Source organism: Pseudomonas sp. RP-B7 (assembly GCF_059803535.1).
In genome coordinates, this window is sequence record NZ_JAPFHC010000039.1 from 1 (window position 1) to 12,436 (window position 12,436).

Consider the following 12,436-nt stretch of genomic DNA (forward strand, 5'->3'; position numbering starts at 1 on the left):
CCCCCCCCCCCCCCCCCCCCCCCCCCCCCCCCCCCCCCCCCCCCCCCCCCCCCCCCCCCCCCCCCCCCCCCCCACAACGTAGTGCGGCGTCTAGTCCAACGCTTTCCAGATTTCGGTGGCGTATTCGCGGATGGTCCGGTCGGAACTGAACCAGCCCATCCGCGCCGTATTGAGCACCGCCGAGCGCCACCACGCCTTGGAATCGTGCCAATGCGCTTCGACCCGCGCCTGGGCGTCCCAGTAGGAATCGAAGTCGGCACACACCAGGAAACGGTCGTAGTCGATCAACCCGTCGATCAGGCCCACATAACGCCCCGGATCATCCGGCGAGAACACCCCGCCGCGGATCGCTTGCAGCACATCGTTGAGGCGATGGGAGGCGGCAACATCGGGGCCGGCATTGAACTCCCCGGCATGTTTGCGCGCTTCCACCTGCTGCGCACTGAGGCCGAAGATGAACATGTGTTCGGCGCCGACGCGTTCGTGCATTTCCACGTTGGCGCCGTCCATGGTGCCGATAGTCAGCGCGCCGTTGAGGCCGAACTTCATGTTGCTGGTGCCCGAGGCCTCGAAGCCGGCGGTGGAGATTTGCTCCGACAAGTCCGCCGCCGGAATGATGCTTTCGGCCAGGCTGACGTTGTAGTTGGGCAGGAACACCACCTTGAGCAGCCCGCGCACGGTGGGGTCGTTGTTGACCGTGCGGGCGATGTCGTTGGTCAGCTTGATGATCAGCTTGGCCTGGTGATAACTGGCCGCCGCCTTGCCCGAGAAAATCTTCACCCGCGGCACCCAGTCGGTGCCCGGCTCGGCGCGGATCGCCTGGTACAGCGCCACGGTGTGCAGCAGGTTGAGCAGTTGGCGCTTGTACTCGTGGATGCGCTTGACCTGTACATCGAACATTGCCGCCGGGTTGACCGAAATGCCCAGGCGCTCGTGGATGATTTGCGCCAGCGCCCGCTTACTGTGCAAGCGCTGCTCGGCGAAGGCTTTGCGGAACGTCTGCTTTTCGGCAAAGGTTTCCAATTCGCCCAGGCGGGTTTCCATGTTGTCGAGAATGTCCGGGCCCAATGCCTCCACCAACATTTCGGTGAGCTTGGGGTTGGCCTGGTACAGCCAGCGGCGGAAGGTGATGCCGTTGGTTTTGTTGTTGATGCGTTCGGGGTAGAGCTTGTGCAGCTCTGAGAACACCGTGCTGCGCATCAATTGGGTATGTAAACCAGACACGCCGTTGACGCTGTGGGAGCCGAGGAACGCCAGGTTACCCATGCGCACGCGGCGGCCGTTGTCTTCTTCGATCAGCGATACGGCGCGCAGTACGTCGAAGTCGTGGATGCCCTTGGCGCGCAGCGAATCGATGTGCTGGGCGTTGATCAGGTAGATGATCTGCATGTGCCGGGGCAGCATGCGCTCCATCAAACCCACAGGCCAGGTTTCCAGTGCCTCGGGCAGCAGGGTGTGGTTGGTGTAGGAAAGGGTTTCAACCGTCACATCCCACGCGGCGTCCCACGGAATGTCATGCAGGTCGACCAGTTGGCGCATCAACTCGGCCACGGCGATGGACGGGTGGGTGTCGTTGAGCTGGATCGCGGCGTGTTCGCCCAGGCTGAGCACCGAGCCGTGCATGTTCTTGTGGCGGCGCAACAGGTCTTGCAGGGACGCGGCGACGAAGAAATATTCCTGGCGCAAGCGCAGTTCCTGCCCCGCTTCGGTGCTGTCGGCCGGGTAAAGCACCCGGGAGATGCTTTCGGCACGGGCGACCTCGGCGACGGCGCCAAGGTGATCACCGGCGTTGAAGCGCTCCAGGTGCAGGTCTTCCACCGCACGGGCACGCCACAGACGCAGGGTGTTGACGCTGGCGCCGCGCCAGCCGACAACCGGGGTGTCGTAGGCAATGGCGCGGACGGTTTCGTTGGGGGTCCAGATCTGGATCGACTTGCCCGCGCCGTCTACCGTGGTTTCGACGCTGCCGCCAAAGCCGATCGGGTAAACCACCTCAGGGCGCTCGAACTCCCAGGGGTTGCCGAAATCCAGCCAGTGTTCGGTCTGTTCCTGCTGCCAGCCATCGACAATCGCCTGGCGGAACAGGCCGTGTTCATAACGGATGCCATAACCATGGCCGGCAATGCCGAGAGTCGACATGCTTTCCATGAAGCACGCGGCCAGACGGCCCAGGCCGCCGTTGCCAAGCGCCGCGTCGGGCTCCAGCAGACGGATGCGCTCAAGGTCCACGCCCAACTCGGCCAGGGCTTCGCGGGCAATCTCCAGCACGCCGAGGTTGCTCAGGCTGTCGTAGAGCAAACGGCCGATGAGGAACTCCAGGGAAAGGTAATACACGCGTTTCTGACCTTTGCGGTAAATGCGCCGCGTGTGGTCCATCCAGTGGTCGACCATCTGGTCGCGGGCGGCCAGGGCAATGGCTTCGAACCAGTCATGGTCGAAGGCGTGATCCGGGTCCTTGCCCACCGCGTAAGTGAGTTTGGTCAAGACAGCATCGCGAAATGCGGCTACCTCTGCTTCTCGTGCAAGTGGTTCCTGAGACATCAGATGCGACCTCGGGCGAGATAGAAGGAGTTGCTAGAGCCTAGACGGTCTGACAGACGGTGACCGCTCTGGTTCGGCACTTTTTTAACGCATTTACCTTTGGCGGTTTTTGATGCATTGGCCGTGCCTGCTTTGGCCCAGACACGCCTTCCGGCCGAAACCGGCAAAATATTGTTCAAAAAACCACCAATCCCGGTATGATCGCGCGCCCGGATACCGCCCCACCTTTTGGAACCCTGATGAAGCCTCAACTGATCGCCGCCGCGGAACTCGACCGTCTTGAAACATGGCAGAAATACTCCGCACACATGTGCGGTGGCTGCGTGTCCAGCTGCTGTACGCTGCCGGTCGAAGTGAAGGTCAAGGACCTGATCCGCATTGGTCTGGTCGATGAGTTCGAGCTGGGCGACCCGGCGAAGAACATCGCCAAGCGCTTGCAGAAGGAAGGCATCGTCGAGCGCTTCAATTCCAAGTCCGAGATTTTTACCCTGCAGCGCATGAGCAACAACGACTGCCTGTTCCTGGATCGTAAGACGCGCTTCTGCACTATTTATGACAAGCGCCCGGATACTTGCCGCAACCACCCTAAGATCGGGCCGCGGCCGGGGTATTGCGCGTACAAGCCCAAGGAAGTGGTGCGCGAGACCAAGTTCAAGACGCTCGATAAGTTCTGATCCGCATTTTGTATTGCTTGGGCTACCGCTTTCGCGAGCAAGCCCGCTCCCACATTTGACCGAGTTCCAACTTTGGAATGCATTCAAATGTGGGAGCGGGCTTGCTCGCGAAGGGGCCGACACAGTCATCACATATTTTGCAGGCACAAAAAAACGCCCCCGGCCTTTCGACCGGGGGCGTTTTTCATTCAGCCTGAGTTAACTCAGTTCTTGGCTTTCTTGGCAGCGCGGGTACGCTCGCCTTCGTCCAGGATCTTCTTACGCAGGCGGATCGACTTAGGCGTGACTTCGCACAGCTCGTCGTCCTGGATGAATTCCAGGGCCTGTTCCAGGGTGAAGCGAACAGGTGGAACCAGAGCGATGGTTTCGTCTTTGCCCGAAGCACGCATGTTGTCGAGCTTCTTGCCTTTGGTTGGGTTGACGCCCATGTCGTTGTCACGGCTGTTCAGACCAACGATCTGACCGTTGTAGATCTCTTGACCGTGTTCAACGAACAGCTTGCCACGTGCCTGGAGGGTTTCCAGGGAGTAGGTCAGCGCCTTGCCGGTTTCAACCGATACCAGAACACCGTTCTGACGGCCGGACATGTCGCCGGACTTCATGGTGTCGTAGCGATCAAAGATCGAGGTCAGGATGCCAGCACCGTTGGTCAGGGTCAGGAACTGGTTACGGAAACCGATCAGACCACGAGCAGGGATGTTGTATTCCAGACGCACACGGCCTTTGCCATCCGGCACCATGTTGGTCAGGTCGCCTTTACGCAGACCCATCTCTTCCATCACCTTGCCCTGGGATTCTTCCGGGGTGTCGATGGTGACGTTTTCGAACGGTTCCTGCTTCACGCCGTCAACCTGACGGATGATCACTTCCGGACGACCAACGCCCATTTCGAAGCCTTCGCGACGCATGGTTTCGATCAGTACCGAGAGGTGCAGCTCACCACGGCCGGAAACCTTGAACTTGTCAGCCGAGTCGCCTTCTTCAACACGCAGTGCAACGTTGTACAGCAGCTCTTTGTCCAGACGTTCCTTGATGTTACGGGAAGTCACGAACTTGCCTTCTTTACCGCAGAAAGGCGAGTCGTTTACCTGGAAGGTCATGGAAACGGTTGGCTCGTCAACGGTCAGAGGCTTCATCGCCTCAACGTTGTCCGGCTGACACAGGGTGTCGGAGATGAACAGGGAGTCCATACCGCTCACGCATACGATGTCGCCTGCGAAAGCTTCTTCAACGTCGATACGGTGCAGACCGTGGTGACCCATCAGCTTCAGGATACGACCGTTACGCTTCTTGCCGTCAGCGCCGATAGCAACAACCGGGGTGTTCGGCTTGACGCTACCACGAGCGATACGGCCAACGCCGATAACACCCAGGAAGCTGTTGTAGTCCAGTGCCGAGATTTGCATCTGGAACGGGCCGTCACGGTCAACTTTTGGCGCCGGTACGTTGTCGACGATCGACTGGTACAGCGGGGTCATGTCTTCAGCCATGTCGTTGTGGTCCAGACCGGCAATGCCGTTCAGGGCCGAGGCGTAGACGACTTTGAAGTCCAGCTGTTCTTCGGTGGCACCCAGGTTGTCGAACAGGTCGAAGATCTGGTCCAGAACCCAGTCCGGACGCGCGCCTGGACGGTCAACCTTGTTGATGCACACGATCGGACGCAGGCCGGCTTCGAAAGCCTTCTTGGTCACGAAACGGGTTTGCGGCATAGGGCCGTCCTGGGCATCAACCAGCAGCAGAACGGAGTCAACCATCGACATTACGCGTTCAACTTCGCCGCCGAAGTCGGCGTGGCCCGGGGTATCCACGATGTTGATGTGGTAGCCGTTCCAGTTGATGGCGGTGTTTTTCGCCAGGATGGTAATACCGCGCTCTTTTTCCTGGTCGTTGGAGTCCATCACGCGCTCGTCATTGAGCTCGTTGCGCTCCAGGGTGCCGGACTGACGCAGGAGTTTGTCTACCAGGGTGGTTTTACCATGGTCAACGTGAGCAATGATGGCGATGTTACGTAGATTTTCGATCACTTGTGTATCTCGATCAGAGGATTCGGTGTGCTGACAGGTCGTGGCAGCGATTAACAGTAGAGTCAGGCCTTGCCGTTACAGCTTGACGGCAGAGTCGGGGGGCCGGTGACGCAGGCCACAGGCAAACAGCCCCGGGCTCTTAGCTCGGTCGATAAACGCGCACATTGGCATGCCCCTCACTGAGCAAATGGTGGGCATGCAGGCGACTCATCACGCCTTTGTCGCAATACAGCAGGTACTGACGGCTGTTATCCAGTTCCTTGAAACGCGCGTTCAATGCATAAAACGGCAGCGTTTGTACGTCGATGCCAGGAATCTCCAGCGGCTCATCTTCAGCGGCATCCGGGTGACGGATGTCGATGACGATCTGGCCGGCCAGGGCTTCGCTGACTTCTTCGATCTTCACGTCCTGGCCCAGTTCGTCGATGACACGATCGATAGGGACCAGCTTGGCGTTCTCGAGCGCACGCTCCAGAACCGCCATGTCGAACTGTTGTTCTTCGTACTCCACGCGGTTGCGCTTGGCGTGGGTCTTGGGGTTCACCGAGATGACCCCGCAATATTCAGGCATGTGCTTGGCAAAATCCGCCGTGCCGATTTCTTCGGCCAGGTCGATGATGTCCTGCTTGTGACTGGCGATCAGCGGGCGCAAGACCAGCTTTTCGGTGACGCAATCGATCAGCGACAGGTTCGGCAGCGTTTGGCTGGACACCTGGGAGATTGCTTCACCCGTCACCAGGGCGTCGATCTGCAACTGATCGGCGATCCGGGACGCAGCGCGCAACATCATACGCTTCAATACCACGCCCATATGACTGTTATCGACTTTGCCGAGAATTTCGCCCAGCACTTCTTCGAACGGTACGCTTACAAATAGCACGCGTTGGGAGCTGCCGTACTTCTTCCAGATAAAGTGCGCAACTTCCATCACGCCCAATTCGTGTGCACGCCCGCCCAGGTTAAAGAAGCAGAAATGGCTCATAAGGCCGCGGCGCATGATCTGGTAGGCGGCAACCGTGGAATCGAAACCGCCGGACATCAGGACCAGGGTCTGTTCCAGGGCGCCCAGCGGGTAACCGCCGATGCTGTTGTGCTGGCTGTGGATGACAAACAACCGTTGGTCGCGAATTTCCATGCGCACTTCAATTTGCGGCGCTTTCAGGGAAATTCCGGCAGCGCCGCACTCGCGACGCAGCTTGCTGCCGACATATTTCTCGACATCCATGGAGCTGAAGGTGTGCTTGCCGGCGCGCTTGCAACGCACCGAAAAGATCTTGCCTTCAAGCTCGCTGCCGTAGTGCTGCTTGCACTTCTCGGTGATGTCGTCGAAGTCGCCCAGCGGGTACTCATCCACCTGCAGGAAATGCGCGATGCCCGGCATGCAGCTCAGGCGTTCGGTCATGTCCTTCAAGGCTTTGGCGTCGGTAATGCGGGTTTCCAGCTCGAGATTGTCCCACACGCCGTTCACCACCACAGCCGGGTCCAGGTCACGGAGCACGGCACGGATGTTCTTGGCCAATTGACGGATGAAACGCGTCCGTACCGGTCGGCTTTTGATGGTGATCTCGGGGAAGACTTTAACGATTAATTTCATGGAAACAGCGCGCGCCGGGCCTGCTGAAAAAGGGGGGCGCGGATTATAGCGGAAATCGCTCAAGGTTTAACCAGTTAATATGCATCGGACTGCAAGCGCACTAAAGCAGTGCATTTTCCAGTGCGTGCGCTACATTGCGGTGCGCCATTTTCGGGCTTTTGTCGCAATGCACCTTTATAGGGGCGTTTTTGGACCAGAAAACCCATGTTGGCGCACTGGCATGCAATTTGCTCTCTTGTGAGGCAGGTTGCCATGGCGGACTATCCGCGCCGGCATCACCCACATTCTAAGGGCTAACTCCACTACCCCAGCCCGAAGCCACCCGGAGGACACTATGTCGAAGTCGGTTCAACTCATCAAAGATCATGACGTTAAATGGATTGATCTGCGCTTCACGGACACCAAAGGCACTCAGCACCACGTGACCATGCCGGCTCGCGACGCGCTGGAAGACGACTTCTTCGAAGTTGGCAAGATGTTCGACGGTTCCTCCATCGCTGGCTGGAAAGGCATCGAAGCCTCCGACATGATCCTGCTGCCGGACGACGACTCTGCCGTACTGGACCCGTTCACCGAAGAGCCGACCCTGATCCTGGTCTGCGACATCATCGAACCTTCGACCATGCAAGGCTACGATCGCGACCCGCGCGCCATCGCCCACCGCGCCGAGGAATACCTGAAGACCACCGGTATCGGTGACACCGTCTTCTGCGGTCCTGAGCCTGAGTTCTTCATCTTCGACGAAGTGAAGTTCAAGTCCGACATCTCCGGCTCCATGTTCAAAATCTTCTCCGAGCAAGGCTCGTGGATGTCCGACCAAGACATCGAAGGCGGCAACAAAGGCCACCGTCCAGGTATCAAAGGCGGCTACTTCCCGGTTCCTCCGTTCGACCACGACCACGAAATCCGTACCTCCATGTGCAACGCACTGGAAGAAATGGGCCAGGTCGTTGAAGTTCACCACCACGAAGTGGCAACTGCCGGCCAGAACGAAATCGGCGTCAAGTTCAACACCCTGGTGAAGAAAGCTGACGAAGTTCAAACCCTGAAATACGTTGTACACAACGTTGCCGATGCATACGGCCGCACCGCGACCTTCATGCCTAAGCCTCTGTACGGCGATAACGGTTCGGGTATGCACGTTCACATGTCCATCGCTAAAGATGGCAAGAACACCTTCGCTGGCGAAGGTTATGCCGGCCTGTCGGAAATTGCCCTGTTCTTCATCGGCGGTATCATCAAGCACGGTAAGGCCCTGAACGGCTTCACCAACCCGGCGACCAACTCCTACAAGCGTCTGGTTCCAGGCTTCGAAGCACCGGTAATGCTGGCCTACTCGGCGCGCAACCGTTCCGCTTCGATCCGTATTCCTTACGTCAACAGCCCACGCGGCCGTCGTATCGAAGCACGTTTCCCGGACCCGGCTGCCAACCCATACCTGGCTTTCGCAGCCCTGCTGATGGCTGGCCTGGACGGTATCCAGAACAAGATCCACCCTGGCGACGCCGCCGACAAAAACTTGTACGACCTGCCGCCTGAAGAGGCCAAAGAGATCCCACAAGTGTGCGGTAGCCTGAAAGAAGCCCTGGAAGAGCTGGACAAGGGCCGTGCGTTCCTGACCAAAGGCGGCGTGTTCAGCGACGACTTTATCGATGCCTACATCGCCCTGAAAAGCGAAGAAGAAATCAAGGTTCGCACCTTCGTACACCCACTGGAATACGAGCTGTACTACAGCTGCTGATCCGGTAGCGCTGCTTAAAGTAGCGTGATGAAAAAGACCTCCTTCGGGAGGTCTTTTTTTGCCCCGGATTCAGTCGCCCGGGGTATCGCGGCCGAGCATCTGCACGCCCGGCGCACTCGGTTGGTGGATGCCCGGACGGCATCGTGAGCCTTGCCTTCCGTCGCTTCAGATACGCTGAACAAAAGGGTGCTGACAATTGTGTACGCGGCCTACTTGATTTGAAGCACCGTCCTGCATCTTCACTTGGATAAGTCGCCATAGCCTGACCGTTCACTTACAGAACAGGATGGACCATGGACACTCTCAAGCTCTTGATTGCAGCAGCGTCGGGCTTATCGTTGCTGGGATGCAACAGCCAGCCAAAGGGCGCCGTACAGATCGAAAAGGAGGTGCTGCTTGAGCGCAGCGAGTCGTGGGACGGCGAGCCTTACAGAGTCTACCCCTCCGGGCCGCCGCAGCTCACGCTGATAAGGCTCAGGATTCCTGCGCACACGCAATTGCCATGGCACACCCACCCAATGCCTAACGCCGCCTATATCGTCTCCGGAGAATTGACCGTTGAAACCCGCCAGAGCGGGGTTACTCGCACATTGAGACAAGGGCAAACCCTCGCCGAGATGGTGGGCACCGAACATCGTGGAGTCACCGGCGACACCCCCGTCGAACTTCTGGTCTTTTACGCCGGCACCGCGGGCATGCCGCTTTCCGAGCAACGTTGACCCACCGGCTATCGAGGATCGTTTTCACCACACACAGAAAGCGATCCGCCCACCACTTCCTGAACAACAGGCACAAAACCGCACTATATTGGTGCAACTGGCTGCACCCGTCACACCTGCCAGCCCATTTTGGTTCGAAACTACCCGAGCAAGCTGGCAGAACGCCACAGATTCGCGCCTTAAACCCCTATTCCAGGGCATTTACGCTTCTTTTCGGAGCCTTGGTTTGGTTTTTGCATTTTCCTTGTATCAGCGTGTGCCTCAAGCCCGCGCCTTGCTCCAAAAGAGGTCCTGATGACCATCAGTGATGCACTGCACCGTTTGTTACTCGACAACCTGACCACCGCGACCATCCTGCTCAATGACGACCTGCGCCTTGAGTACATGAACCCGGCGGCGGAGATGCTCCTGGCCATCAGTGGTCAGCGCAGCCATGGGCAGTTCATCAGCGAATTGTTCACCGAGTCGGCCGAAGCCTTGAGCTCGCTGCGCCAGGCGGTGGAGCAGGCACACCCGTTCACCAAGCGCGAGGCGATGCTCACCGCACTCACCGGCCAGACGCTGACCGTCGACTACGCCGTAACCCCGATCCTCAGCAATGGCGCCACCCTGCTGCTGCTCGAAGTTCACCCCCGCGACCGCCTGCTGCGTATCACCAAGGAAGAAGCGCAACTGTCCAAGCAGGAGACCAGCAAGATGCTGGTGCGCGGCCTGGCCCACGAGATCAAGAACCCCCTGGGTGGCATCCGTGGCGCCGCGCAATTGCTCGCCCGCGAATTGCCGGACGACAACCTCAAGGACTACACCAACGTCATCATCGAGGAAGCCGACCGCTTGCGTAACCTGGTGGACCGCATGCTCGGCTCCAACAAGCTGCCCTCCCTGGCGATGACCAACGTGCACGAGGTCCTGGAGCGCGTTTGCCAGCTGGTCGAGGCCGAAAGCCAGGGCTGCATCACCTTGGTGCGCGACTACGACCCAAGCATTCCCGACGTATTGATCGACCGCGAACAGATGATCCAGGCGGTGCTCAATATCGTGCGCAACGCCATGCAGGCCATCAGCAGCCAGAACGAGCTGCGCCTGGGCCGCATCAGCCTGCGCACCCGCGCCCTGCGCCAGTTCACCATCGGCCACGTGCGCCATCGCCTGGTGACCAAGGTCGAGATCATCGACAACGGCCCCGGCATTCCTGCGGAACTCCAGGAAACCATCTTCTTTCCCATGGTCAGCGGCCGCCCGGACGGTACCGGGCTGGGCCTGGCCATTACCCAGAACATCATCAGCCAGCACCAGGGTCTGATCGAATGTGAGAGCCATCCTGGCCACACCACGTTCTCGATCTTTCTGCCTCTGGAACAAGGAGCCCCATCGACATGAGCCGTAGTGAAACTGTCTGGATCGTCGATGACGACCGTTCTATCCGCTGGGTCCTCGAGAAAGCCTTGCAACAGGAAGGCATGACCACCCAGAGCTTCGACAGCGCCGACGGCGTGATGAGCCGCCTGGCACGCCAGCAGCCCGACGTGATTATCTCCGACATCCGCATGCCCGGCGCCAGTGGCCTGGACCTGCTGGCGCGCATCCGTGAGCAACACCCGCGCCTGCCGGTGATCATCATGACCGCGCACTCGGACCTGGACAGCGCTGTGGCGTCCTACCAGGGCGGCGCCTTTGAATACCTGCCCAAACCGTTCGACGTGGACGAGGCGGTGGCGCTGGTCAAGCGCGCCAACCAGCACGCCCAGGAACAGCAAAGCCAGGAAGCCCCACCCGCCCTGGCCCGCACCCCGGAAATCATCGGCGAAGCGCCGGCGATGCAGGAAGTGTTTCGCGCCATCGGGCGCTTGAGCCACTCCAACATCACCGTGCTGATCAACGGTGAGTCGGGCACTGGTAAAGAGTTGGTGGCCCACGCCCTGCACCGTCACAGCCCACGGGCGGCCTCGCCGTTCATCGCGCTGAACATGGCGGCGATTCCCAAGGACCTGATGGAGTCCGAGCTGTTCGGCCACGAAAAAGGCGCGTTCACCGGCGCAGCCAACCTGCGCCGCGGGCGTTTTGAACAGGCCGACGGCGGCACGTTGTTCCTCGATGAAATCGGCGACATGCCGGCCGACACCCAGACACGCTTGCTGCGCGTACTGGCCGATGGCGAGTTTTATCGCGTGGGCGGGCACACGCCGGTCAAGGTCGACGTGCGCATCATCGCGGCGACGCACCAGAACCTGGAAACCCTGGTGCATGCGGGCAAATTCCGTGAGGACCTGTTCCACCGTCTCAACGTGATCCGTATCCACATCCCGCGCATGTCGGACCGTCGGGAAGACATCCCGACCCTGGCCCGCCACTTCCTCAGCCGCGCCGCCCAGGAACTGGCCGTCGAGCCGAAGCTGCTGAAAAGCGAGACCGAGGAATACCTGAAGAACCTGCCGTGGCCCGGCAACGTGCGCCAACTGGAAAACACCTGCCGCTGGATCACCGTAATGGCGTCCGGCCGCGAAGTGCACATCAGCGACCTGCCGCCGGAGCTGTTGAGCCTGCCGCAGGACTCGGCGCCGGTGACCAACTGGGAGCAGGCATTGCGCCAATGGGCCGACCAGGCCCTGGCACGCGGCCAGTCGAACCTGCTGGACAGCGCCGTGCCGGCGTTCGAGCGCATCATGATCGAAACCGCCTTGAAGCACACCGCCGGTCGCCGTCGCGATGCCGCGGTGTTGCTGGGTTGGGGGCGTAATACCCTGACGCGCAAGATCAAGGAATTGGGAATGAAGGTTGACGGTGGAGATGATGACGAGGGCGATGACGCCTGATTCTCAGCTCCACTGAAAATCCAATTTGCTAGCGGGCTTGCGTGGGAGCGGGCTTGCTCGCGAATACGGTGTAACAGGCACACATGTTCTGTCTGACCCACCGCTTTCGCGAGCAAGCCCGCTCCCACATTTGGATCGCCATCAACTTCGGGGATGTGCACCGCTTGAATGCACCATGAACCGGCATCGGGCACAGGTTTAGCGCTTCAAATCCTGGCCGCGCTGAAAAAAACAGCAGCCAGAAACCACCAAAGCCCCGTATTCCGGGGCTTTGCGCTTTCTGTAGTAATTTTTTGGCACAACTCGGCCACTCTGGCACGCACCCTGCAA

Annotated in this window: 8 protein-coding genes; 5 read left to right on the forward strand and 3 right to left on the reverse strand. The window is 59.6% G+C overall.

The features are described 5' to 3' along the window. Positions 1-90 precede the first annotated feature (90 nt). Positions 91-2,541, reverse strand: coding sequence for a glycogen/starch/alpha-glucan phosphorylase (locus tag OPU96_RS25460; RefSeq protein WP_498559922.1), 2,451 nt, complete (start codon positions 2,539-2,541; stop codon positions 91-93). A 239-nt stretch (positions 2,542-2,780) separates the two neighbouring features. Between OPU96_RS25460 and OPU96_RS25465 the strand changes: the two genes are divergently transcribed. After that, positions 2,781-3,215, forward strand: coding sequence for a YkgJ family cysteine cluster protein (locus OPU96_RS25465; RefSeq protein WP_017734855.1), 435 nt, complete (start codon positions 2,781-2,783; stop codon positions 3,213-3,215). A gap of 203 nt (positions 3,216-3,418) precedes the next feature. On the opposite strand, the gene typA is transcribed toward OPU96_RS25465, so the two are convergent. Both typA and thiI read right to left on the reverse strand, forming a co-directional pair. Continuing rightward, positions 3,419-5,239, reverse strand: a complete 1,821-nt coding sequence (typA, locus tag OPU96_RS25470) for a translational GTPase TypA (RefSeq protein WP_181080294.1) — start codon at positions 5,237-5,239, stop codon at positions 3,419-3,421. 139 nt (positions 5,240-5,378) lie between these two features. Beyond that, entirely contained in the window at positions 5,379-6,833 is a 1,455-nt protein-coding gene (thiI, locus tag OPU96_RS25475) for a tRNA uracil 4-sulfurtransferase ThiI (protein ID WP_192298395.1), read from the reverse strand. Between the two features lie 334 nt (positions 6,834-7,167). On the opposite strand from thiI, the gene glnA reads away from it, so the two are divergent. The 4 genes from glnA (at position 7,168) to ntrC (ending at position 12,106) form a co-directional block, all read left to right on the forward strand. Beyond that, a complete protein-coding gene (gene glnA / locus OPU96_RS25480; RefSeq protein WP_498559923.1) occupies positions 7,168-8,574 on the forward strand; it encodes a type I glutamate--ammonia ligase in 1,407 nt (468 codons plus the stop codon). A gap of 293 nt (positions 8,575-8,867) precedes the next feature. After that, positions 8,868-9,293: a cupin domain-containing protein gene (locus OPU96_RS25485; RefSeq protein ID WP_305391900.1), complete on the forward strand. Its 426-nt coding sequence runs from the start codon at positions 8,868-8,870 to the stop codon at positions 9,291-9,293. A gap of 294 nt (positions 9,294-9,587) precedes the next feature. Then, the gene (glnL, locus tag OPU96_RS25490; protein WP_010213871.1) at positions 9,588-10,673 is read left to right on the forward strand and encodes a nitrogen regulation protein NR(II); all 1,086 of its coding nucleotides are present in this window, start codon (positions 9,588-9,590) and stop codon (positions 10,671-10,673) included. Next, positions 10,670-12,106, forward strand: coding sequence for a nitrogen regulation protein NR(I) (gene ntrC / locus OPU96_RS25495; RefSeq protein ID WP_192298398.1), 1,437 nt, complete (start codon positions 10,670-10,672; stop codon positions 12,104-12,106). The genes glnL and ntrC overlap by 4 nt, the downstream gene beginning before the upstream one ends. The last annotated feature ends 330 nt before the right edge of the window (positions 12,107-12,436 follow it).